This is a genomic window from Streptomyces africanus (genome assembly GCF_002150735.1).
Lineage (GTDB): Bacteria > Actinomycetota > Actinomycetes > Streptomycetales > Streptomycetaceae > Streptomyces > Streptomyces africanus.
This window is the reverse complement of sequence record NZ_MUKA01000222.1, coordinates 1-23,387: the sequence shown is the minus strand read 5'-3', so window position 1 is coordinate 23,387 and position 23,387 is coordinate 1. Positions and strand designations below refer to the sequence as shown.

The 23,387-nt window shown below is 71.2% G+C and carries 22 protein-coding genes and 1 pseudogene; 12 read left to right on the top strand and 11 right to left on the bottom strand.

Annotated features, from left to right (window positions below):
* Positions 1 to 112 precede the first annotated feature (112 nt).
* The 4 genes from CCL05_RS26040 (at position 113) to CCL05_RS44920 (ending at position 4,084) form a co-directional block, all read left to right on the top strand.
* On the top strand, positions 113 to 967 hold the full coding sequence (locus CCL05_RS26040) for an LLM class F420-dependent oxidoreductase (RefSeq protein ID WP_086562923.1): 855 nt from the start codon (positions 113 to 115) through the stop codon (positions 965 to 967).
* A gap of 47 nt (positions 968 to 1,014) precedes the next feature.
* Positions 1,015 to 1,221 carry a hypothetical protein gene (locus tag CCL05_RS26035; protein WP_086562922.1) on the top strand — a complete coding sequence of 69 codons (207 nt, stop codon included), beginning with the start codon at positions 1,015 to 1,017 and terminating at the stop codon, positions 1,219 to 1,221.
* 43 nt (positions 1,222 to 1,264) lie between these two features.
* Positions 1,265 to 3,850: a bifunctional FO biosynthesis protein CofGH gene (locus CCL05_RS26030; RefSeq protein WP_086562921.1), complete on the top strand. Its 2,586-nt coding sequence runs from the start codon at positions 1,265 to 1,267 to the stop codon at positions 3,848 to 3,850.
* 93 nt (positions 3,851 to 3,943) lie between these two features.
* Positions 3,944 to 4,084 (top strand): hypothetical protein, encoded by a 141-nt coding sequence (locus CCL05_RS44920; RefSeq protein ID WP_158102495.1) that lies wholly within the window; start codon positions 3,944 to 3,946, stop codon positions 4,082 to 4,084.
* 18 nt (positions 4,085 to 4,102) lie between these two features.
* Here CCL05_RS44920 and CCL05_RS26025 read toward each other — a convergent pair whose 3' ends face one another.
* Together CCL05_RS26025 and CCL05_RS26020 are read right to left on the bottom strand one after the other, a co-directional pair.
* Positions 4,103 to 5,515 (bottom strand): hypothetical protein, encoded by a 1,413-nt coding sequence (locus CCL05_RS26025; protein ID WP_244204413.1) that lies wholly within the window; start codon positions 5,513 to 5,515, stop codon positions 4,103 to 4,105.
* A gap of 36 nt (positions 5,516 to 5,551) precedes the next feature.
* On the bottom strand, positions 5,552 to 6,004 hold the full coding sequence (locus tag CCL05_RS26020; RefSeq protein WP_086562919.1) for a GtrA family protein: 453 nt from the start codon (positions 6,002 to 6,004) through the stop codon (positions 5,552 to 5,554).
* A gap of 123 nt (positions 6,005 to 6,127) precedes the next feature.
* Between CCL05_RS26020 and CCL05_RS26015 the strand changes: the two genes are divergently transcribed.
* Complete coding sequence (locus tag CCL05_RS26015; RefSeq protein WP_086562918.1) at positions 6,128 to 7,126, top strand: glycosyltransferase; 999 nt, start codon at positions 6,128 to 6,130, stop codon at positions 7,124 to 7,126.
* An 83-nt stretch (positions 7,127 to 7,209) separates the two neighbouring features.
* The gene (locus CCL05_RS26010) at positions 7,210 to 7,770 is read left to right on the top strand and encodes a hypothetical protein (protein WP_167409616.1); all 561 of its coding nucleotides are present in this window, start codon (positions 7,210 to 7,212) and stop codon (positions 7,768 to 7,770) included.
* A gap of 9 nt (positions 7,771 to 7,779) precedes the next feature.
* Here the strand turns inward: CCL05_RS26010 and CCL05_RS26005 are convergent, their stop codons facing one another.
* Positions 7,780 to 8,292 carry a DUF2165 domain-containing protein gene (locus CCL05_RS26005; protein ID WP_086562938.1) on the bottom strand — a complete coding sequence of 171 codons (513 nt, stop codon included), beginning with the start codon at positions 8,290 to 8,292 and terminating at the stop codon, positions 7,780 to 7,782.
* Between the two features lie 84 nt (positions 8,293 to 8,376).
* On the opposite strand from CCL05_RS26005, the gene CCL05_RS26000 reads away from it, so the two are divergent.
* A complete protein-coding gene (locus tag CCL05_RS26000) occupies positions 8,377 to 10,884 on the top strand; it encodes a tetratricopeptide repeat protein (protein WP_086562916.1) in 2,508 nt (835 codons plus the stop codon).
* A 271-nt stretch (positions 10,885 to 11,155) separates the two neighbouring features.
* Entirely contained in the window at positions 11,156 to 11,296 is a 141-nt protein-coding gene (locus tag CCL05_RS44915; protein ID WP_158102494.1) for a hypothetical protein, read from the top strand.
* A gap of 3 nt (positions 11,297 to 11,299) precedes the next feature.
* On the opposite strand, the gene CCL05_RS25995 is transcribed toward CCL05_RS44915, so the two are convergent.
* Together CCL05_RS25995 and CCL05_RS25990 are read right to left on the bottom strand one after the other, a co-directional pair.
* A complete protein-coding gene (locus CCL05_RS25995; RefSeq protein ID WP_086562915.1) occupies positions 11,300 to 11,491 on the bottom strand; it encodes a DUF397 domain-containing protein in 192 nt (63 codons plus the stop codon).
* On the bottom strand, positions 11,488 to 12,300 hold the full coding sequence (locus tag CCL05_RS25990) for a helix-turn-helix domain-containing protein (RefSeq protein ID WP_086562914.1): 813 nt from the start codon (positions 12,298 to 12,300) through the stop codon (positions 11,488 to 11,490). The genes CCL05_RS25995 and CCL05_RS25990 overlap by 4 nt, the downstream gene beginning before the upstream one ends.
* A gap of 113 nt (positions 12,301 to 12,413) precedes the next feature.
* On the opposite strand from CCL05_RS25990, the gene CCL05_RS25985 reads away from it, so the two are divergent.
* Positions 12,414 to 12,869: an ATP-binding protein gene (locus CCL05_RS25985; protein ID WP_086562913.1), complete on the top strand. Its 456-nt coding sequence runs from the start codon at positions 12,414 to 12,416 to the stop codon at positions 12,867 to 12,869.
* A 4-nt stretch (positions 12,870 to 12,873) separates the two neighbouring features.
* Entirely contained in the window at positions 12,874 to 13,476 is a 603-nt protein-coding gene (locus CCL05_RS25980) for a hypothetical protein (RefSeq protein WP_086562912.1), read from the top strand.
* Between the two features lie 68 nt (positions 13,477 to 13,544).
* On the opposite strand, the gene CCL05_RS25975 is transcribed toward CCL05_RS25980, so the two are convergent.
* On the bottom strand, positions 13,545 to 14,360 hold the full coding sequence (locus tag CCL05_RS25975) for an alpha/beta fold hydrolase (RefSeq protein WP_086562911.1): 816 nt from the start codon (positions 14,358 to 14,360) through the stop codon (positions 13,545 to 13,547).
* Between the two features lie 48 nt (positions 14,361 to 14,408).
* Positions 14,409 to 15,074, bottom strand: coding sequence for a DUF4097 family beta strand repeat-containing protein (locus tag CCL05_RS25970; protein WP_086562910.1), 666 nt, complete (start codon positions 15,072 to 15,074; stop codon positions 14,409 to 14,411).
* A 261-nt stretch (positions 15,075 to 15,335) separates the two neighbouring features.
* Between CCL05_RS25970 and CCL05_RS25965 the strand changes: the two genes are divergently transcribed.
* On the top strand, positions 15,336 to 16,451 hold the full coding sequence (locus CCL05_RS25965) for an ADP-ribosylglycohydrolase family protein (protein WP_086562937.1): 1,116 nt from the start codon (positions 15,336 to 15,338) through the stop codon (positions 16,449 to 16,451).
* A 131-nt stretch (positions 16,452 to 16,582) separates the two neighbouring features.
* Here the strand turns inward: CCL05_RS25965 and CCL05_RS25960 are convergent, their stop codons facing one another.
* Complete coding sequence (locus tag CCL05_RS25960; protein WP_086562909.1) at positions 16,583 to 18,157, bottom strand: sodium:solute symporter family protein; 1,575 nt, start codon at positions 18,155 to 18,157, stop codon at positions 16,583 to 16,585.
* 162 nt (positions 18,158 to 18,319) lie between these two features.
* Positions 18,320 to 19,105, bottom strand: coding sequence for an SDR family oxidoreductase (locus tag CCL05_RS25955; RefSeq protein ID WP_086562908.1), 786 nt, complete (start codon positions 19,103 to 19,105; stop codon positions 18,320 to 18,322).
* A gap of 78 nt (positions 19,106 to 19,183) precedes the next feature.
* Between CCL05_RS25955 and CCL05_RS25950 the strand changes: the two genes are divergently transcribed.
* Entirely contained in the window at positions 19,184 to 20,023 is an 840-nt protein-coding gene (locus CCL05_RS25950) for a hypothetical protein (RefSeq protein ID WP_086562907.1), read from the top strand.
* A 3-nt stretch (positions 20,024 to 20,026) separates the two neighbouring features.
* Here CCL05_RS25950 and CCL05_RS25945 read toward each other — a convergent pair whose 3' ends face one another.
* Positions 20,027 to 21,874, bottom strand: a complete 1,848-nt coding sequence (locus CCL05_RS25945; protein ID WP_086562906.1) for an MFS transporter — start codon at positions 21,872 to 21,874, stop codon at positions 20,027 to 20,029.
* 201 nt (positions 21,875 to 22,075) lie between these two features.
* A pseudogene (locus CCL05_RS25940) lies at positions 22,076 to 23,387 on the bottom strand (hypothetical protein); the annotation flags it as partial.

Below are 23,387 nucleotides of genomic sequence, written 5' to 3'. Positions count from 1 at the left end.
CCCTGTAAGACAAGGGAACCGACAACTTTCGCCGGGACATCCAGCGAACGGGCGCAGCTGATTCCGGCCGGTCGGTATGGACAGGTCCGACTTGTGCGGGTAGGGATGGCTCATGCGCATCGCCGTGACGATCTTCCTCACCGACGAGACGATCACGCCGACCCGGCTCGCACGTGAGCTGGAGGACCGTGGTTTCGCCGGGCTGTATCTGCCCGAGCACACGCACATCCCCGTCGAGCGGACCACCCCCTACCCGGCGGGCGGCGAGCTGCCGCGCGAGTACGGCCGTACGCTCGACCCGTTCGTGGCGCTCGGCCAGGCCGCCGCCGTCACCGAGCGGCTCGGGCTCGGCACGGGCATCACGCTGGTCGCCCAGCACGACCCGATCGACCTGGCCAAGCAGGTCGCGACCGTCGACCACCTGTCCGGCGGCCGGTTCACGCTCGGGGTCGGCTTGGGCTGGAACGTCGAGGAGGCCGCCGACCACGGCGTGGCGTGGCGCACCCGGCGCGAGCTGGTCTGGGACCGGATGGCGCTGATGCGGGCGCTGTGGTCGGAGGAACCCGTCGCCTACGAAGGGGAGTTCGGCGGCGTCCGGGCCAGTCACGCGCACCCCAAGCCCGTCCGGAAGCCGCGCGGCCCGGTCGTCGGCCCGCGCACGCTCCTCGGCGGGGCCGCCGGGCCGAAGCTGTTCGCCCACATGTGCGAGTACGCCGACGGCTGGCTGCCCATCGGCGGACGCGGACTCTCCGAGTCCCTCCCCCTGCTGCGCTCCGCGTGGACCGACGCGGGCCGCGACCCCGAGGACCTGCACGTCGTCCCGTACGCCGTCCACCCGACCCCGGGCAAGCTCGCGCACTACGCGGACCTGGGCATCGAGGAGGTCGTGGCGCAGCTGCCGCCGGCGGGCGAGGCGGAGGTGCTGAAGGCGCTGGACGGGCTCACGCGATATCTTTCAGGTACCTGACAACTCGCTGACAGCGCGGTCCGGACACAGGGGGAGAGCACGGCGTCATGAGGCTTGCCTGGTTATCGTGGCTCGCGCGGCATTTCACGGAATACGGCTACAGCCAGGGGCTGTTGCGGGCCGGGATCGGGACGACGGCCGTGCTCGTGACCGCCGCGCTGGTCTGGTTCGGTCTGCACCGCAATAGGCCCCTCGCCGTGGCCCTCAGCGGTCTCGTGTCCGCCCTGGGCATCGGGTGGCTGGCCTTCCACTGACGGGCCCCGGCCGAGTTGATCAGCGCGATCGTATGCTCGAAGGATGACGACTTCCGCGACCTCCGGAACCGGCCCCACCGAGAACTCCATGCGTCGCGCCCTGAAACGGGCCAGGGACGGCGTCTCCCTCGACGTCGCCGAGGCGGCCGTCCTGCTCCAGGCCCGGGGCGCGCACCTGGACGACCTGGCGGCCTCGGCCGCCCGGGTGCGGGACGCGGGCCTGGAAGCGGCCGGCCGGCCCGGCGTCATCACATACTCCAAGAGCGTCTTCATCCCGCTGACCCGGCTGTGCCGGGACAAGTGCCACTACTGCACGTTCGTCACCGTCCCCGGCAAGCTGCGCCGGGAGGGCCACGGGATGTTCATGTCCCCCGACGAGGTCCTGGACATCGCCCGCAAGGGCGCGGCGCTGGGCTGCAAGGAAGCCCTCATCACCCTCGGCGACAAGCCGGAGGACCGCTGGCCGGAGGCCCGCGAGTGGCTCGACGCGCACGGCTACGACGACACCATCGCCTACGTCCGCGCCATCTCCATCCGCATCCTGGAGGAGACGGGACTCCTCCCGCACCTGAACCCGGGCGTCATGTCCTGGACCGACTTCCAGCGGCTCAAGCCCGTCGCGCCCAGCATGGGCATGATGCTGGAGACGACCGCGACCCGGCTCTGGTCCGAGCCGGGCGGCCCGCACCACGGTTCTCCCGACAAGGAGCCCGCCGTGCGGCTGCGCGTCCTGGAGGACGCCGGGCGCTCCTCCGTGCCCTTCACCTCGGGCATCCTCATAGGGATCGGCGAGACCCACGAGGAGCGCGCCGAGTCGCTGTTCGCGCTGCGCAAGGTGTCCCGGGCCTACCACGGCGTCCAGGAGCTGATCATCCAGAACTTCCGCGCCAAGCCGGACACCGCGATGCGCGGCATGCCCGACGCGGAACTGGACGAACTGGTCGCCACAGTGGCCGTCGCCCGCCTCCTCATGGGCCCCTCGGGCTGCATCCAGGCCCCGCCCAACCTCGTCGACGACGAGTACGAGCGGCTGATCGGCGCCGGCATCGACGACTGGGGCGGGGTGTCCCCGCTGACCATCGACCACGTCAATCCCGAGCGCCCCTGGCCGCAGATCGAGCAGCTCGCCGAGACGTCCCGGGCAGCCGGTTTCGAGCTGCGCGAACGGCTGTGCGTGTACCCGGAGTTCGTGCGGCGCGGCGAGCCCTGGCTGGACCCGCGGCTGCGCCCGCACGTGGCTGCGCTGGCCGACCCGGAGACCGGGCTCGCGCGCCCCGAGGCCCTGCCGGAGGGCCTGCCGTGGCAGGAGCCGGAGGAGGTCTTCGTCGCTTCCGGCCGCACCGACCTGCACTCCTCGATCGACTCCGAGGGCCGCACCTCGGACCGCCGGGACGACTTCGACGAGGTGTACGGCGACTGGGACGCCCTGCGCGAGGCCGCCGCCCCGGGCATGGCACCGGAGCGCATCGACACCGACGTACGCGAGGCCCTGCGCACGGCGGCCGACGACCCCACGAAACTCACCGACGACGAGGCGCTGGCGCTGCTGCACGCGGACGGCCCGGCCCTGGACGCCCTCGCGCGGATCGCCGACGACGTCCGCAGGTCGGCCGTCGGTGACGACGTCACCTACATCGTCACCCGCAACATCAACTTCACCAACGTCTGCTACACGGGCTGCCGGTTCTGCGCGTTCGCCCAGCGCCGCACCGACGCCGACGCCTACACCCTCTCCCTGGACCAGGTCGCCGACCGGGCCCAGCAGGCCTGGGACGTCGGCGCGGTGGAGGTCTGCATGCAGGGCGGCATCCACCCGGACCTGCCCGGCACGGCGTACTTCGACATCGCGCGGGCGGTGAAGGAACGCGTCCCGGGCATGCACGTGCACGCCTTCTCGCCGATGGAGGTCGTCAACGGCGCGGCCCGCACCGGCATGTCCGTCCGCGAGTGGCTGACCGCCGCCAAGGAGGCCGGCCTGGACACCATCCCGGGCACGGCCGCCGAGATCCTCGACGACGAGGTCCGCTGGATCCTCACCAAGGGCAAGCTGCCCGCGGCGGACTGGATCGAGGTCGTGACGACGGCCCACGAGCTGGGCATCCGGTCGTCCTCGACGATGATGTACGGGCATGTCGACCAGCCCCGCCACTGGCTGGGGCACCTGCGCACCCTGGCCGGCATCCAGCAGCGCACCGGCGGCTTCACCGAGTTCGTGACGCTGCCGTTCGTGCACACCAACGCGCCGGTCTACCTGGCGGGCATCGCCCGCCCGGGCCCGACCATGCGGGACAACCGGGCGGTCACGGCCATGGCCCGGCTGCTGCTGCACCCGTACATCCCCAACATCCAGACCAGCTGGGTGAAGCTGGGCACCGAGGGCGCGGCCGAGATGCTCCGCTCGGGCGCCAACGACCTCGGCGGGACGCTCATGGAGGAGACGATCTCCCGCATGGCGGGCTCCTCCTACGGCTCGTACAAGTCGGTCAAGGACCTCATCGCGGTGGCCGACGCCGCGGGCCGCCCGGCGAAGCCCCGGAACACCCTGTACGGGGAGGTTCCGCAGGAGCGGCAGCGCGCGGCGCAGGTGTCGGACGGGCACCTGCCGGAGCTGCTGCCGGTGCTGGACTGAGCGGCTGACGGTCCCTGGCCCCCGGGTCCGCCGGCTGGCGCACCGTCATCGTGCGGCCGGCGTGGCGCGGGGTCCGGTGGTGGCGGTGCGGCCGTGCCGCGGTTCAGTGGGATGCCGCGGGCCGGTCGGGCGAAGTCGCCGGAACCCCTGGTGGGGGAGGCCCCGGAGGGATGCCGGCGCGCGGCGCAGGTGTCGGACGGGCACCTGCCGGAGCTGCTGCCGGTGCTGGACTGAGCGGCTGACCGAGGCCGTTCACCTGCCCCCGGCGTCCGCCTGCTGCCGTGCCGTCACGGCACGGTCGGGCGCGGCGCCGGGGCTCTGCGGCGGGGGGAGAGCCGTGTCCCGGCCCAGCCAGAGCAGGAGCAGGCCGAGCGTGCAGGCGATCGCCGGCCAGTAGACGTAGCGGAAGTCCGTCGCGGGCATGATCGGCAGATAGCCGAGGATGTAGGCCGCCGAGCTGATGCCCAGCGCCCGGACCGGCATCGAGAACCGGCCCTTGCCCGGGCGGATGGACAGCACCAGCGCGACGGCGAGCCAGAACCACCCGCGGAACAGCCACCGCAGGTCCGTCACCATGCCGTTGACGTAGGTGCCGAGCATGTCCTCCAGCAGGGGATGCGCCACCTCGATGCCCAGGTCGTTGCGGCTGACCCCCGCTTTGTACGGATCGTCGGTCTCGAACAGCAGAGTCGTGAAGAGCCGCAGCCGGTACTGGAGATAGTCCGGCACATGCCCGCTCATCTCGCGCAGCCACAGGGACGTGATCTCCCCCGAGTCCCCGCGCAGCCCGTCCGCGGGGCGTTCGTAGCAGGCCCAGTAGGCGTCCGACAGGGCCCCGACGCGCTCGCACTCCTGCGCGGAGGCCACGAGCCGGTCCCTGAGACCGGCCGGCACGTCCGCCGTCCGGAGCTCGTCCGCCTTCAGTACGTGGACCAGGTCGTCGATCATGATCTGTGCGGCCTGTTTCGTCCCGAGAGGCCGCGCGAACAGGGAGATGGCGACGGTCGGTACGACCAGGGCGGCCAGGAGCGCCGCCGTGCACGTCACCCACGTACGGCGCCCGGGAGCGCGCCACAGGGCGAGGACCAGCATGACGAAGAGGGGGAGCGCGGCGAAGAAGGCGTTCTTGCGCACGAGCATGGCGTACGCGAGGAACAGCACGCCCAGCCAGAGCAGCCCCCACCGCACGGCGGGACGCGGAGGCCGGTGGTCCCGCAGCCGCAGCCCGGTGAGCGCGACCGCGCACGCGGCGAGCAGTGCGATCGCCGTGTGGACGTCCTTCCACACCACGCCGACGAACGTCAGCACGAAGGGAGCCAGACCGATGCCGAGTACGGCGAGCGAACCGCCGCGGCTCGCGGTCAGCTCCCAGACGCACCAGGCCAGCACCCAGAGCGCTCCCCAGAAGAGAACGGCCTGGAGGACGAGCATGGATCCGATCGAGCCGGTCACCGCGATGAGCGCACGCCACACCAGGCTCAGCACGGGCGGGTGCCAGTCGGTCAGGGGCGTCTTCCCCTCGGCCTGCCGGAGCTGGTCGAGGCTGTCGGGACTCAGGTAGCCGGGGGCGAACACGAGGATCGTGCCCAGGCAGCAGACCGCGGCGACGACGGCCAGCCCCCAGACCCAGCGCCACGCACGCGGCAACCACGGCATTTGTCCCATATGCCGGATGCTAGCGGGTCGCCGGTGGCCGTCGGCTCAGGGTGCGACGAAGACGTAGCGCCGGTAGGCGTAGAAGCGGAACAGGGTCGCGAGCACCCAGCCGAGGATGCGGGCGGTGTTGTCGCTGAGCGCCGAGTCGAGCCCGAGCAGCTGCCGGGAGGCGAAGACCGTGCCGGCGGTGATGGCGAGACCGACGCCGTTCGCGACGAGGAACAGGCCCAGTTCACGGGAGACCTTCTCGCGGTGCTGGTGGCGGTACGTCCAGTAGCGGTTCCCGGCCCAGCTGAACAGCGCGGCGACGCCCGTCGCGACGACGGACGCCTGGACGGGCGAGCTGCCCATCGGCCCGCCCCGGGCGTCGCCGGGCAGGCCGAAGACCAGCAGGGTGTAGCCGCCGTTGTCCACGACGAAGGCCAGCGCCCCGACGAGTCCGAACTTGGCGGCCTCGCGCCAGATGCCCCGGACGGCATCACGGGTGGAACGTGTCACAGAGGCGAGAACCGGCACAAAGCGAGAGTAGCCACCCGGCGCGCCCCCGCTTCACAGGCGCGCTCATATCGCATGATTTACCCACATACCGATACCCGACACCGGCTCAGACGAGGAGTGGGAGTGGTCGTGGAACCGACGATCGCGTGTGTCGTGCCGTGCCACAACGAGGAGGCGGCCGTCGGCAAGGTGGTCCGCGACCTGCGCGCGGCCCTCCCCGAGGCCGTCGTCTACGTCTACGACAACGCCTCCACCGACCGCACCGTGGAGGTCGCCCGCGCGGCGGGCGCGATCGTCCGGCAGGAGCCCCGCAAGGGCAAGGGCAACGTCATCCGCCGCGCCTTCGCCGACGTCGACGCCGACGCCCTGCTCATCATCGACGGTGACGACACCTACGACGCCTCGCGCGCCCGGGACATGGTGGACCTGCTCTTCGAAGGGCCGTACGACCAGGTCGTCGGCGCCCGCAGGGTGACGGACGACGGCGCCTACCGGACCGGACACGCGGTCGGCAACAAGGTGCTCACCGGGGCCGTGCGGTCCCTGTTCGGCAACGACGTGACCGACATGCTCAGCGGCTACCGGGTCTTCTCGCGCCGCTTCGTGAAGTCCTTCCCGGCGCTGGCCCGGGAGTTCGAGACCGAGACCGAGATGACGATCCACGCCCTCCACCTCCGGCTCCCCACGGCGGAGGTGGTCGTCGGCTACCGGGTCCGGCCGGCCGGCGGCGAGAGCAAGCTGCGCACCTACCGGGACGGCTGGCGCATCCTGCGGGTCATCCTCGACCTGGCGCGCCGGGAACGCCCCTCCCTCGTGCACACCGTGCTCGCCGGCGTCCTGGCCCTGATCTCGGTCGTCCTCGGCATCCCCGTCATCGCCGACTTCGTCCGCACGGGCACGGTGCCCCGCGTCCCCACGGCGATCCTCGCCGCCGCGATCATGACCATCGCCGCGCTCGTCCTGCTCGTGGGCTACATCCTGGAGTCGCTCACGCACATGCGGCAGGAGCAGACCCGGCTCGTGCACCTCTCCTACCCGGCCCCCGTCCGCACCCCGCTCTACACCGCCCACGGAGCCGGTACCGGCCCCGTCCCGGTCCGCAAGACCGTCGACGGCCCCTGAGCCGCCTGGGGAGCGACGGGCTCGCAGTACGATGATCGGAACCCCCGTGCTGCGGGGTCCCGTGACTGAGGAGATGCGTGCCCGTGCCTGCCCGACTTCCTTCGTGGGCCTGGGTGACCGGGCTGACCGTGGGAGCGATAGCCGCGGTGACGGTCCTGGCCGTGCAGGCGGACCAGGGCCCCCACCCCGCCGCCACCTCGGCCAAGCCGCGCACCTCGGCGTCGGCGGGCGCGCACCCCACCCCCACCGCGTCCGTTCCGGCCCGGGTGCCCGACGGCTCCGGCACCGGCCGGCGCATCGTGTACTCCCTCGGCGAGAAGCGGGTGTGGCTGGTCGACGCGAGCGAGGCGACCCGCCGCACGTTCGCCGTCTGGCCGGGCACGGTCAGCCCCGATCCCGGCACCTACACGGTGTCGTCCCGCAACGAGGCCACGACCGGCTCGGACGGCGTCCGGATCGAGCACATCATGTACTTCGCCGCGAAGTCCGGCGTCTCCGTCGCCTTCTCCAACGCGGTCGACGGCGCCTCGCCGCCGCCCGCCGGCTCCGGCGCCAAGACGGGCGGCGTCCGGATGCGGAAGGCGGACGGCACGGCACTGTGGGCGTTCGGCACGGTCGGCACGACGGTGACCGTGGTCAAGTAACGCCCGGGGTCAGGCAGCCGGGTCCGACTGCCGGGACGGCAGGAGATTGACGATCAGCACGAGCCCGCTGAACAGGAACACCCGGGTCGCCGCGTCCAGCCCGTTCCAGCTCTTCGACTGCCACATCGAGAACCACTCACCGCCGATCGCGATGAACCCGGCCCCGAACAGCAGCAGCACCATCAGCAGCCCGTAGGTCGATATCCGCCGGGCCTGCTGCTGATCCCGTCTGGCCCACAGCCAGGTCCCGTAGATGAGGACGAGCGCGGCGACGGTCTCCCAGATGATGATCAGCACGTAGGCGGCGTCCTGAAGCCCCGTACTCGTCACGGCCCGCCACATCAGGTCCTCGTCCTTGAACGTGGTGTCCATGGCGAGAACATGGCGGACGAACTGCTGGTTGGTACCGAAGTCGGTGATGTTCCCGAACGCGACCAGCGCCATGTACAGAGCGACGGAGGCGGTGAGCAGCGCGGCGGCGAGAGGCAGCGCGCCGCGGCGTGAGGTGGAGGAGGTGGCCATGCCGATCATTCTTCCCGAGCGGCGGAGGCCGACGCGACACAATGACGGCGGAAGCCGGACGGGCGAGGCGAGGGGGACGTACGGATGGCGCAGGCCAGGCCGTCGATGCAGGACCTGATACGGCAGCGGACCCGGGCCGGATTCGTCGGCCGGGCCGCTGAACGGGCCCTGTTCCGCGGGAACTTCGACACTCCTCCGCACGACGAACGCCACCGCTTCCGCTTTCACGTCCACGGCAACGCGGGCGTCGGAAAGACCTTCCTCCTGCGGGAGTTGGAACAGATCGCCCGCGAACAGGGCGCGCTGACCGCGTACGTGGACGACAGCGCCGGCAGCGTGCCGGAGGTGATGGCCGAGATCAGCCGCCAGTTCACCGCGCAGGGCCACCGGCTCAAGGAACTGAACCGCCTGCTCGCCGCCCACGACGAACGCAGGCACGAGGCGGAACTGGCCGCGCTCGCCGCCCTGGACGCACGAGCGGAGGACGCGGGCCCGTCGGCGGGCGGCAGGGCGGTGGCCCGGGCCGGGGTGGTCGCCATGGGCATGGTCCCGGTGGTCGGCCCCTTCGCCGGCATGCTCGACACCGACCAACTCGCGGGCGGCGTCGACCGGTTCCGGGAGAGCGTGCTGGCCCGCTTCCGCGACCACGAGGACGTGCGGCTGGTCCTCGCCCCCGAGCAGGTGCTCACACCGGTGCTCCTGCGCGAACTCACCGAGGCCGCCGCCTCGGCTCCCTGGATCGCCCTCTTCCTCGACACCTACGAGCGGACGGGCCCCTACCTGGACCACTGGCTGCACGAGACGATGGTCACCGACCGCCACGGCGCCATGCCGGCCACGACCGTCGTCGTCACGGCGGGCCAACGCCCCCTGGACACGGCCCTGTGGGGCGGCCTGACGGACTTCGTGACGGACGTCGCGCTGTCCCCCTTCACCGAGGCGGAGGCACGCGGCCTGCTCGCCGGCAAGGGCGTGACCGCCGAACCGGTCGTCGAGGAGGTCCTGCGCCTCACCGGCGGCCTCCCCGTCCTGGTCTCCACCCTCGCCGCATCCCGCCCCGCCGCCCCGGACGACCTGGACGACCCGAGCGCCACGGCGGTGGAACGCTTCCTGAAGTGGGAGCGGGACCCGGCACGACGAGCCGCCGCACTGGCCTGCGCGCTGCCCAGATGGCTGGACGCGGACGTGTTCCGGGCGGTCACCGACTGCCCCCAGGACCAACTGGAGCCGCTCTACGCCTGGTTGCGAGGCATGCCGTTCGTCGGCGAGCGCGGTGGGGGACGGCTGCGCTACCACGACGTCGTACGGGCACCGATGCTTCGGGCGGAACGCAGCCGGTCGCCCCGCGGATGGGCCGAGCGGCAGCGGCGCCTGGCGCGGACGTTCGGCGGCTGGCGGGAGGAGACCGAGGCCGGCGGGGCCGGGCCGTGGACCGACGAGACGTGGCGGAGCCTGCGCCTGGCCGAGGTGTACCACCTCCTCTGCGCCGGTGAGCGGGACGCGCTGCCGCAGGCCCTGCGGGACTTCGTCCACGCCTGCGACGCCGGTGCGGGCGTGGCCGCGCAGTGGGCGCGTGCGCTGGTGGACGCGGGACACGACGCGGACACGGCGGCGGTGGCCGAGTGGGGCACCGAACTGACGGCAGCCCTCGACACGGAGGGAATGCTCACCGCACTCGGCCTGCTCCTGCGCCGCGCGGTGCTCGACGCGCCGGCCCAGGCCCGGGCCCGGGTCGTACGGGGTGACGAACTGCGCGGCCGGGCCGCGTACCCGCAGGCCCTCGCCGAGTACGACCGGGCCGTCGCCCTGGATCCGGAGCTGGCCGTCGCCTACCGTCACCGGGCCGGGATCCGCAGGGAGCTGGGCGACGACGACGCGGCGATCGCCGACCTGGACCGGGCCGTCGCGCTGGAGCCGGACAACTCCTGGTACGTCGCCCTGCGCGGCGAACACCACCGGCTCGCCCGGCATGACGCCGAGGCCGTCCGCGACCTGAGCGAAGCGATCCGCCTCGATGCGGCCAACGAGTTCGCCTGGGCCTCCCGGGGAGCCACGCACGAACGCCGCGGAGACCTGGACGCCGCCCTTCGCGACCTGGGCCGGGCACTGGACCTCAAGCCGGACTACGCCTGGGCGCTCGCCCGCCGCGCCCGGGTCTGGCGCGCGCTGGGCGACCCCCGACGGCAACTGGCCGACCTCGACCACGCCCTCGCCCTGAGCCCCGACTGGCCCTGGGCCCGCTGCGAACGCGGCGACGCGCTGCGCGCCCAGGGCCGCGACGAGGAGGCTGTCGCCGACTTCGACCGAGCCCTGTCCCTGGACCCCGCCTACGCCTCGGCGTACGCGAGCCGGGGCGCCTCCCACGCCGGCCTCGGCCGCCACGCGGAGGCCCTCGCCGACCTGGACCGGGCGGTGGATCTCCGGCCGGGATACGCCTGGGCGCTGTGCCGCCGGGCGGTGGTGCACGCGCTCATGGGGCGCTTCGAGGAGGCCCGGGCCGATGTGGAAACGGTTCGTGAACTGGACTCCGGGGCGCTGGAACGCTTTTCGCACACCGACCGTGCGGTGCTGGGGCCGGTCCTCGCCGGGTGAACGGCATGCGAATTAACTGTGTGCGGATGTAATCCGACCGTGACTTGCCGGATGGTGGCCGGGTAACCTTTGCGCCAAGAGGCTTGTGGTCTGGTCGAGTTGTTTTTTGGAGGTGTGCGATGGCGATAATGCGGCGGCTGATCCCCGACGAACCCCGCCACCAGTCGGCACACCGACTCCCGGACCCAAGCCGTCCCCGGTTCCAGCGCGCTTCCGCCTGACCGGTCCCCCTTTTTCCACCCTCAGCACCCCTGCATTCAAGGAGGCACTGGTGTTTGACGAGCGAAAAGAAGCGGAAATGAGGCTGTACTCGGAGTCCCTGGCCCGGGAACTCGCTTTGAAGAAGGAGCGAGCGGAGGCCGAAGAGGGCGACACGAATCCTGAGATCGAAACGGCCCCCGCCCAGGACTGAGGCTCAGCGTCCCGCAGCGAACTCCAGGAATTCGGACCAGGCACCGTCGGTAAACGCCAGTCGGGCGGCGTCCTTGTTCTTGGAGTCGCGGATGTGGATGGTGGGGCGGTGGGCGGGGGATATGGCGACCTCGACGCAATCGGGGCCGTCGTTGCTGCTGTAGCTGCTCTTGAACCAGTCGAGCTCAGTGGTCACGTCTCTTCTCCCAGAACTTTCTCAATAAAGGCCAGGGACTCTCGGGGGGAGAGGGCCTGCGCCCGGATCATTCCATAGCGCATGTCCAGAACCTGGACGTCCCGAGGATCGCTGATCACGCGATTGTGCAACTGGGCTTCGAAGTGCCCCAGCGTCTTGCCGTCCGGGAGCTTCAGCAGCCGAAACGGACCTGCCATGCCCGCGTGGTCCTCCCGATCCGTCGGCATGACCTGGATCGACACATGCCTCAACTTAGCGGCCTCCAACAGGTGTTCGAGCTGCTGGCGGAGCACCATTCTCCCCCCGACCGGCCGTCTTAGCGTCGACTCTTCCTGGACAAAGGTGATGAGCGGTCGCGGCAGGCGATCGAAGACGACCTTCCGTGCCATGCGCGCAGCGACATGGCGTTCGATCTCGTCCTCTGTGTAGGCCGGCCTCCGCATGGCGTACAACGCCTGGGTGTACTCCGGCGTCTGGAGAAGCCCGTTGATTTGATGGTTGTCGTAAGCCCCGAGTTCGACGGCCTCGGCCTCCAGCTTGGCCAGGTCCCTCACCTTCTTCGGATACCGAGCCTCCTCCACATCCTTCTTCATCGCCGAGATCTTGCCCTCGGCCCCGAGCGCCTCGTCGGTCTTGTCCAGGAAGTCCGGCTTGGGGATCCGTCTCGCCCGCTCCACGGACGAAACCATCTCCTCGCCGTACCCGATCGCCGAGCCCAGCTCCGTCTGCTTCATCCCCGCGGCCTCGCGCCACATCTTGATCTGCCGCCCGACCGTCCTGAGCACGGCCGCCGCTTCCTCGTCCTCCACGCCTTCCCCTCCTGACGTACGAGCCGTACGGCCCTTCCCGCCGTCCGGACAGTCACTCTCCGTACGGGGGTCGTTGCTGTTCAGAGTAGGGAGGTCCGGCCACGCTGGGTGACATGAGCCAGAAATCCCTCGCCCAAATCACCGTCCCCGCCCGCCACTTCGCGGTGCAACTGTCCGCTACTCGAAGGGGTGCTCGACTGGCCCGGCTGCTCACCGAGCGCCAACTCGACGACTGGGGAGAGCCCTACGAGGCTGCCGCGCAGGTGGTGGCGGAGCTGGCGTCCAACGCCGTCCTGCATGGGCGGGTCCGGGGCAGGGACTTCCGGCTGCGGCTGACGCTCCGAGCCGATCGCACGCTCCGTATCGAGGTGACTGACGCCCGGGGCGATCGGGTTCCGCGCATCCCGGCTTCGGTGGAGAAGGACGCGGAGGGCGGACACGGCTTGCGCATCGTCGAGGCGTACGCGAACCGCTGGGGCGTGGTGGAGGCCCCGGCCCACGGCAAGACGGTGTGGGCAGAACTGCCCATGGCGCACGGGGAGTTGCGCGATGCTGCCGGTCTAGGGTGATCCCATGGATGTTGGGGCGGTCTTGATAGCCGTGGCCGGTGTGGCGGGCACGCTCGGGGGCGCGTTGCTCACCCAGCAGGGTGCCGAGAGGGCCAAGCGGCGCGAGCTGGAGATGACCCAGGCCATTCAGGACGCCCGCGAGAATCGGGAGCTGCGGCGGCGCTGCTACTCGGAACTGCACCGCGAGGCACGGCAGTTCTGCACGGCGCTGAGCCGCCATCTGTACGTGTTGCGCGACCGTACGCCCGGCGACGAGGACATACAGGTGCTGGAAGCCGCCAAGGACGCCCACCGGGATCGCTGGTCAGAGGCGCTGATGATCGCGCCTGACACGGTGATCGCCCCGGCCGGCGAGGTGAACGGCGCTCTTACCAGGGTCTACGGACAGGTCAAACGCCTGGAGCAGGGCAATCCACGTCCTGGCGAGAGCACGCGGTCGGCCGCCGAGGCGCAGCATGACGTCTGGGCACTGATAGCTGCGATGAGGGAAGCGATGCGCCGCGATCTGGGCGTGACGGGAGACCCCGGAGTGCGGCTGCGTTCATCCCAGGATGCCGACGCCCTGCTGCGGGACTTCGCGGATCCGAGCGAGGACCCCGGTACGTGACACGTCCCGCGCGAGGGACTGCGGGCCCTGCGCGGGACGGACGCGGTCGATCCGGACGGCGATGATGATCAGCGCTCCCCATGGTGGAGTTCGGCGACCTCGCGTACGGCCTCGGCGATGGCCCTGAAGTCCTTCTTCAGGAGCGCGCCATGGTTGCTGGCGACCTTGGCGGTGATCCGGATGTTCGGGTTCTGGGCGGTCACCGCGTCGAGGCCGGCGCGGATCCGTTCCTGCTCGTCGCCGCGGCTGCCGAAGGACGTCCCCGAGGCGACCACGTACCGCACCGGGACGGTGATGCCGCCCAGCACGGGCCCCAGCTCCCGCTCCCGCGACAGCCTGCCGAGCTCGATGTTGCTCTCGGCCTGCTGGTCGGCCGTCATCCGCGGGGTCAGGCCCGTCGGGCGCAGCAGCGGCATGAACCAGCCCAGCCGCCGGAACAGCTTCCGGATCCGCTGCTCCATGGCCTCGTCCAGCCAGTCGTACGGGAACGCGCCGTCGACCAGGACCGCCCCCACGGCACGCTCCGGATTCCGCTCGGCCCAGTGTGCCGCGACGACCGCCCCGTAGGACCAGCCGATCACCAGCGCCCGGTCCACGCCCCGGGCCGCGAGAACGGCGTCGACATCCCGGACGGCGGCCTCGAAGGAGTAGTCCGCCGAACGCTTCGACCTGCCGCGGGCCCGCTCGTCGTAGGTGATGTGCCGCCACCCCGCCCCCAGTTCGGCGATGACCCGCCGCCAGTACCCCTGGGTGGCGAACTGGCCGTTGAGGTACACCACCGGGATCCCGGGCCCGCCGGTGTCGGTGACGGCCAGGGCCGTGTCGTCGACCGGCACCATGCCGGTCCAGGTCGAACCGGTCGCGGACGTGCTGTTCTTCGTCATGTTTCCCCCTGGTGATGAGTTCGGCCGGACAGTTCTGGCGCTGTTCGTTCAGAGACTGCGGGCGGTGATGTCGCCGTGCGAGGTGGTGGCGCGGATGTCGAGTTCGGTCGTGCCGTCGTTCTTGAGGGAGTTGCTGACACGGCCGTAGCCCGTGTCCGCGTCCAGGGCGGCCGAGACGCCGGCGGCGGCGACGACCGAGATGTCACCGGACTGCGTGCGCAGCACGACCGTGCCGCCCAGGGCCTCGGCGATCCGGATGTCGCCCCTCGCGGTGCTGATCTCCGCGGGGCCGCCCAGCCGGCCGACCTCCACGTCGCCGTCGGTCGCGGTGAGCCGGACGCCTGCGGCCTCGTCGATCTTGATCCGGCGGTACGCGCCCTCGAAGACGACGTCGCCGAGCCGCCCGACGCCGCGCAGCTCGGCGCTGTCGGCCCTGGCCTCGACGCGGGAGCCGGCGGGCAGCCGCACCGTGACCTCCACGGCTCCGGAGGGGCCGAGGAGCCGGCCGGCGGAGGCCGAGGCCCTGATCCGCAGGACACCGTCGGCGTAGGTGACGGCGGTCTGCTCGGCGGCCTCGGTGTCGCGGCTCCTGGAGGGGTCGGCGGGCAGCACCTCGACGGTGGTGTCGGCGCGGTCCGCGGCGATGAACTGGACACGTCCGGCAGGGATGTCGAGGACCGCGGTGATCGGGGCGGGAGTGGCGAACTTCTGCATCGTGCTCTCCTCTGACTCGTTGTTTCGAACGATGGAAAAGCTACGTTGCGTTCGCTGATTCGGCAACGCATTCGTTGCGCGTATATGCAGAAAAAGCAGGTAGGGGCCCTAGAATCGTTGCAACGGCTAGGGAATCAAAGCAACAACCCGAGAGAGGGCGTTGCAATGCAAGGAAAGTGAACGCACTGCGGGCGGCCTGTCGCCCCCGTTCGATTACAGTGCTGAGCTGTCGTACGTATGCACGGTCCCTGGGAGGTCAAGGTGGGTGCGACTGCCGGTGCCGTCTGGGGGCGTACGGAACAGCAGGACTATCGCAGCCGGGTGCGCGGGACGCTGCTCGGGCTGGCCGTCGGGGACGCGCTGGGCGCGCCCGTGGACGGGCTGGGGATCGACGGGATCAGGGAGGAGTACGGGGCGGAGGGGCTGGTCGATCTGGCTCCCGCCTATGGCAGACGCGGCGCCGTCACCCATCTCACCCAGCTCACCCTCTTCTCCGTGGACGGGCTGATCCGGGCCCAGGTGCGGCGCGACACCGGCGCCTGGCACCCGCCCACCGACCTGCACCGGGCCTATCTGCGCTGGGCCGCCACCCAGCGGGACTGGGGGCCAGACCTGCGGCGCAAGGACGACGGGTGGCTCGCGCGGGAGGAGTGGCTGTACGCGCGCAGGGACCCGAGCAAGGCGCTGCTCCTCGGGCTCGCCGACGCGACCATGGGGACGCCCGAGGCGCCCAAGAACCCCGGCGAGCTCGGGCCCGAGGCCGCCGCCCGGTCCGCCCCGTTCGGGCTGCTCGTGGGCTGGGAGCCGCAGCTCGTCGTCCAGCTCGCGGTGGAGTGCGCGGCCCAGACCCACGGTCATCCGACGGCGTATCTCGCGGCGGGTGCGTACGCCGTGATCGTGCACGCGCTCGCCCTCGGGGAGAGCCTCGACGGCGCCGTGCAGCGGGGCTTCGCGCTGCTGGCCGCCCGGCCCGGGCACCAGCCCGTGTCGGACGCGCTCCAGCACGCGCTGGGTGCCGTACGGCAGGGGCTGCCCGGGCCGGAGCGCGTGGCGGAGCTGTGCGCGGCCGGTACGGCGGAGAGCCTCGTCGGTGCCGCCGTGTACTGCGCCCTCGTCGCCGCCGACGTCCGGCACGGGCTGACCCTCGCCGTCAACCACGACGGCCCCTCCGCCGCCACCGGTGCGCTGACGGGCGCGCTGCTCGGCGCCCTGCACGGCGAGACGGCCCTCCCCCCGGCCTGGCTGGCCGAGCTGGAGGGCCGTCCCACGATCCTGGAGCTGGCCGACGACTTCGCCATGGAGATGACCCAGGGCCCGGCCCTGCACAGCCCGGCGGGCGCGTCCCCGGGGTGGCTGGCGCGGTATCCGCGGGCGTGAACCGCCGGAGTGTCTGAGACTCGGTGGGTTTGTGCTGAGGCCGGGGTGTTGCGCAGCCCGGCGTAGCGGGGTGCCGCTGCGCCCACCCGTGCCGCCCCTAGCGGCACGCATGCCCGCAGCTAGGTCCGCCGCTACTCCTTGCCCGGCGTCGCCCCCACCACGCCGTCCGCCGCGCCGGCCGGTGTCGGGATCGCGGCCGACGCCGACCCGTCCCCGTCCGTGTTGATCTTCTCGATGAGTGCCAGCCGCTCCGGGGTGTCCTCCGGCTTGATGTAGCCGACGAGGATGTAGAGGACCAGCGACACCGCCAGCGGGATCGACACCTGGTACTGGAGCGGCACGCCGCCCTCGACGTTCCAGTTGATCGGGTAGTTCACCAGCCAGAAGGCGAACAGGCCCATCGACCAGCTGACGAGGGCGGCCGTCGGGCCGGAGCGGCGGAACGCCCGCAGCAGGCCCAGCATCATCGGGATCGCCATCGGGCCCATCAGGCCGGCCACCCACTTGATGACGACCGTGATGATGTCCTTGAACGCCGGGGAGTTGACCTGGGTCGCCGCCGCCATGGACAGACCGAGGAAGACGACCGTCGCGACCCGGGCGACCCGCAGGCCCTGGCTCTGGTTCCAGGCCCGGGCCCGTGCCCAGATCACCGGCGCGCAGTCCCGGGTGAACACGGCCGCGATGGCGTTGGCGTCCGAGGAGCACATGGCCATGGTGTGCGAGAAGAAGCCGACGATGACCAGGCCCAGCAGGCCGTGGGGGAGGAGCTGTTCGGTCATCAGGGCGTAGGAGTCGGAGCCGTCGGCCTTCTGCGACTCGACCAGCAGCGGGGACATCCACATGGGGAAGAACAGCACCAGCGGCCAGACCAGCCAGAGGATCGCCGACAGCCGGGCCGACCGCTCGGCCTCCTTGGCGTTCGGCGTGGCCATGTAGCGCTGGGCCTGGTTGAGCATGCCGCCGTTGTACTCGAAGAGCTTGATGAAGAGGAACGCGAGCAGGAAGACCGTGCCGTACGGGCCGACCAGCGGCTTCTCGTGGCCCTGGAGCTCGGGCGAGTCCCACACGCCGAAGAAGCCGCCGTGGTCGTCGAGCCGTACGACCACCGCGACGAACATCGCGACGCCGGCCAGCAACTGGATGATGAACTGGCCGAGTTCGGTCAGCGCGTCCGCCCACAGGCCGCCGATCGTGCAGTAGACGGCCGTGATGGCACCGGTGATGAGGATGCCCTGGTTCAGGGAGATCCCGGTGAAGACCGACAGCAGGGTCGCGATCGCCGCCCACTTCGCGCCCACGTCCACGATCTTCAGCAGCATGCCGGACCAGGCCAGCGCCTGCTGCGTCTTCAGGTCGTAGCGGTTCTTCAGGTACTCCAGCGGGGAGGCCACATGGAGTCGCGAGCGGAGCCGGTTGATGCGCGGCGCGAACAGCTTCGAGCCGATGGCGATGCCGAGGGCGATGGGGAAGGACCAGGTGACGAAGGACGTGACGCCGTAGGTGTAGGCGATGCCCGCGTACCCGGTGAACATCACCGCGCTGTAGCCCGACATGTGGTGCGAGATGCCGGAGAGCCACCACGGCATCTTGCCGCCGGCGGTGAAGAAGTCGCTGACGTTGTCCACGCGTTTGTGCGACCAGACGCCGATCGCGACCATCACGGCGAAGTAGCCGATGAGCACGGCCCAGTCGAGACCGTTCATGAGTCCCCTTCCACGGGTGCGCCGCCAGGGTCAGGCATGTGAACTCTGGGTTGGGTGACGTGCGCACGGCAAGGAAGAGGAGGGTCAAGAGACCGTAAAAAAGTTCGGTGAGGTGACTTGCATTTATATATCTGAACCGTGCCGCCTGGCTGGAAATCGCCCTCAGTGCATCAGCTCACCCGCGTTCACCAGCAGCGACTGGCCCGTGATGGCCCGCGCCCGGTCCGACGCCAGGAACACCGTCGCGTCCGCCACGTCCGCATCCGTCGCCAGCTCCGGCAGCGCCATACGATCCGTCAGCCTGCCCAGCACCTCCGCCTCCGACACGCCCTCCGAGCCGGCGGCGAACCGTACGTACGCCTGCACCGGCGGGCCCCACATCCAGCCCGGCAGCACGGTGTTGACCCGGATCCGGTACGGCCCCAGCTCGCGCGCCAGCGAGTACATCGCGCTCGTCAGCGCCCCCTTCGACGCCGCGTACGCCGCCTGCCGCACCTGCGAGGGGGCCGCCACCGCCGACTGCGTCCCGATGAACACGACGGACCCGCCGCCCTGCTTGAGCGACGGCAGACAGGCCCGGGTCATCCGCAGTGTGCCCAGCAGATTCACGTCCAGGACGGAGCGCCAGGTCTCGAAGTCCGCGTCCTCCAGACCGCCGAAGCAACTGTCCAGCGCGGCCACGTGCACCACCGCGTCGATCCCCCCGAACCGCTCCCGCGCCAGCCCCGCCAGCGCCTCGCACTGCGCCTCGTCGGTGATGTCGGTCGCCCGGTATGTCGTGCGCGACCCGTCCGGATCCAGCTCGGCCGCCGTCTTCGCCAGCTGCGCCTCCGTACGGGCCCCGAGCACGGCCCGGCCCCCGTCCCGCACGACGGCCGCCGCGACCTGCCGCCCGAGCCCGGCCCCGACCCCCGACACGACGACCGTCTTCCCCGCGAGCAGTGGCATCGAAGCCTCCCCGGAACCCTGGCGCATTATCTGACGGAGCGTCAGAGTATGAGCCAGCCGCCAACAGAGGGGAAGGGCATGAGCGACGACACCCGCAGCGAGCTGTACGCCGAACTGGCCGCCGTCGGCCCCTACGGCACCCGCCCCGGCCACGCCCTGATCACCCTGGTCGAACCGCACCCGGGCCACGAGTACGCCTACAACCGCTGGTACGAGGACGACCACTACTACGCCGGGGCGATGGCCATGCCCTGGATGTACTCCGGCCGCCGCTGGGTCGCCACCCGGGACCTGCAACTCCTGCGCTACCCCGAGAAGTCGGCGATCGCCCGGCCCGTCACCACGGGCTGCTACCTCTCCACGTACTGGATCACCGACGGCCGCTACGACGACCACATGCGCTGGACGGTCGCCATCAACAAGCGCCTGAACCGCGACGGCCGCGTCTACCACGACCGCACCCACGTCCTCACCGCGTTCCACGACCACGAGGCGACGGTCTACCGGGACGGGGCGGCCGGCCCGCGCGACGTCCACGCCCTCGACCACCCCTACGCCGGCCTGGTCCTCCAGGTCGTCGAGGCCGGCACCCCCGAGCAGCGCCCGCGGCTGCTGGAGTGGCTGCGCTCCCGACACCTGCCCAAGCGGCTCGCGGGCTCCCCGGCGGCGCTCGTGACCGTCTTCCGCCCGACCCCGCTCCCCGGCGACCGCATGACCTACGTCAAGCAGGTCGAGGGCGTCGACACCCGGCTGACCCTGCTGTGGTTCCTCCAGACGGACCCGAGGGAGTGCTGGGAGCCCTGCTTCACGGGCCTGGACGCGGCGTTGGCCGAGTCGGGGCTGGGGCGAGTGGAACTGGTGGCGCCGTTCATCCCGACCGTGCCGGGCACCGACACCCACGTGGACCGGCTCCGCTGAGGGTCAGCGCAGTTCCTCCGGGCAGGGCGTTCCCCTGGGCAGCTGGTACGGGGCCGCCAGGCGGTAGGTGCCCGCCTTGGGGGCCAGCAGCTCCGTCCACTTGTCGCCCTGGGCGTCCTCCTCGGTCTCCGTCAGGCAGCCGTTGACGTTGACGTACGTCTTCGGCTCGTCCTCGGGGCGCTCCCTGGAGGCCTGTGTCTCCTGGGGCGGCTTCAGGCTCTTGCCCTCCGCGTCGACGATGCTCAGCCAGGGGGAGTAGGGGATGCGAACCAGGACGCGGCCCGGCTTCTTCACCCGGAGGATCATCTCGCCCTGCTCGGCCCGGTCGACCACGGCGTTCGGCTCGGCGAGGGGCGTGGGGGCGGTCACCTTGAACAGCTGCCACTGATCGTCGCCCCAGATCTGGGTCAGATATGGCAGCCCGCGCCGCACCAGCGCCCGCTCCCGCTGACCCCCGTCACCGTCCGGCTCGTCCTTCGGCAGCACCACGTAGTGCACCGCCCAGCGCTTGAGCCAGTCGTGGTAGTTCGCCGAGTTGAGCGTGTCGTCGTAGAAGAGGGGGTTGCGCTCCATGTCGGCCTGCCGGTTCCAGCCGCGGGCCAGGTTGACGTACGGGGCGAGGGCGGAGGCCTCGCGGTGGGAGCGGGCGGGGACGACCTCCACGCGGCCCTTCTCGGCGCCGACCTCCTGCAACTCGTTCACCAGCGGAGCCAGCTCGCGCGACCAGGACGCCGCCGGGGCCGTGTGCACGATGTCGTCGACCGTCTTGTAGCCGATCCACACGGCGAAGCCGACGAGCGCGACGACGCCCGCGTACCACTTGCGGCTCCGCGGCACCGTGAACGGCAGCGCGGCGACCAGCGCCACCCCGGCGAACAGCATCGCCAGCCGCGTGATGTTCGAACCGATCTGGGAGCTGACCAGCCACACCAGCACGACGCCCAGCCCGTACACCGCGGCCGTGACCCGGACCGTCTTCCAGTCCTCGGGCACCAGGACGAAGGCGAGGACCGAGAACGCGAGCGGCAGCAGCACCGAGCCGAACGTCATCGGCTGCGTCCCCGAGAACGGGAACAGCCACGCCGACACCGCCACCACCGCAGTCGGCGCCAGCCCCAGCGCCCACGCGCCCGGCCGCCGCTTCTGCAGGAACAGCGCCACCGCGACCAGGCCCACGAACAGACCCGCGACCGGCGACGCCATGGTGGCCAGCGCGGCCAGCGGCGCCGCGCTCAGGGCCTTCGCCCAGCGCTTGTAACGCCACCGGTACGGCCAGCAGAACACCACCGCCACCGCACCGAGCGCGAACATCATGCCCAGACCGAACGTCACCCGCCCGGACACCGCGTTGCAGAACAGCCCGAACACGCCCGCCAGCGACGCCCACAGGGGGTTGCGGACGGACCGGCTGCGCAGCAGGAGCAGGGTCAGCAGCCCCGCCGAGACCGTCCCCGCGATCATCATCGTCGTCCGCACGCCGAGCACCGACATCAGATACGGCGACACGACGCTGTACGACACCGGGTGCATCCCGCCGTACCAGGCGAGGTTGTACGCCGAGTCCGGGTGCCGGCCGACGAACTCGGCCCAGGCGTCCTGCGCGGCCAGATCGCCGCCGCTGTTCGCGAACGTGAAGAACCAGAGGACGTGGAGCAGCCCGGCGAGGCCCGTGACGGACAGGACCGGGTGCCGCAGCATGCGCTCACGCACCGTCAGGACGAGGGTCCGCGGCCGGTCCTCACGGCCGTCCCGGCTGCCGCCCTCCCCGGCTGCGGGCAGCCGTATTCGCGGGCCGGCGGACACCGGGCCCGGATCGGCGTCGTCGGCGCGTGTCGGCTCCGCAGTGGCCACTCGAAGGCACTCCCCGTTGTCCCGTCTTCTGTTCTCGTCTTCTCTTCCGGCTCCCGGCCGTGTCCCGTCGGTCAGCGGTCCACGGCCGCGCCGCCGCGGGCGGCGGCCTGCCCGGTTCGCGACGCTAGCACGCACCCCGCCGGGCGGCGCCCGGACGGGCCGTCACTCGGCGGGGTGCGGTGGTGCGGGCCGGCTCGGCTCTCAGCCGAGGCGGGTGAGCTTGTCCGCGAAGCCCGGCTCCACGAGGTCCTTCTGCAGGGCGACCGGAACCTTGACCGCGCTGCTGCTGCCGTCACCGACGGTGAGCGTGCCCACCTTCGCGCCGGCCTTCGCCGTGTGCGGCAGCTCGTCCGCGGCGAACGTCAGCTTGACGGACAGGCCCGACCAGCCGACGGCCGTGACGTCCTCGGTGGCGACGACCGGCGTACGGCCGCCGAGACCGTCGTCGGCGTACCCGACGACGTCACCCTTCTTCAGGATCGTCGCCGACTTGAGCGCGCCCTGCGCGGCCTTGATCAGCCGGTCGCCCTCGTAGAGCGCGGCGCCCAGGATGGTGTTGTCCGGGCCGCCGGCGGGCTGGCGCACCACGGCGCCGACGATCCGGTGGATCTCGCCGTCGACGTCCTTCCTCGCCGAGAAGACGAGGTTGCCGAGCGCCGACGTGGTGGTGCCGGTCTTGATGCCGGTGACGTCGTTGTAGCCGACCAGGCGGTTCCAGTTGTCGTGCTTGGTGCCCTTGTAGTCGACGTACGACATCATCGTGGCGACCTCGCGGAAGGCGGGCTGCTCCATGGCCGCCTTGCCGAGCTTCACCTGGTCCACGGCCGTGGAGACGGTGGTGTTGTTCAGGCCCGACGGGTCGGTGTACGTCGTGTTCTTCATGCCGAGGTCCTGGGCGGCGTCGTTCATCTTCCGCACGAACGCCTTCTCGGAACCCGCGTCCCAGCGGGCGAGCAGTCGCGCCACGTTGTTCGCGGAAGCGATCAGGATGCTCTCCAGCGCCTCCCTCTGACTGATCTTGTCGCCCTTGGTGACGTCGACGGTGGACTCCTGGCCGGCGTCGGACTGGTCCTCGGCGGCCTGGTCGATGTCGATCTTCGGCCCGTCCTGTCCGCTCTTGAGCGGGTGATCGCGCAGGATCACATAGGCGGTCATGACCTTGGCGACGCTCGCGATCGGCACGGGCTTCTGCTCGCCGGACGACCCGAACGAGCCGATGCCCTGCACGTCCAGCGCGGCCTGGCCCTTGGCCGGCCAGGGGATGTCGACCTTGCCGCCCTCGAAGGTGTAGCTGTCCTCGGCGGTGAGGTCCAGCGTGGGCGCAGGCAGCGGGCGCACGCTCTGCACGACGCCGAGGAGGACCACCAGCAGCCTCTGCCGCCCCGGCCGCCGCTGGATCTGCTGGCCGAGCTGACGAACACCCCGCCGCCGCCGGACACCCCGCTGCGGACGGCCGTGCGGCGCGTGAAGATCTGGACGCCGCTGGTGCTGCTGCTGGTGGTCCTCCTCGGCG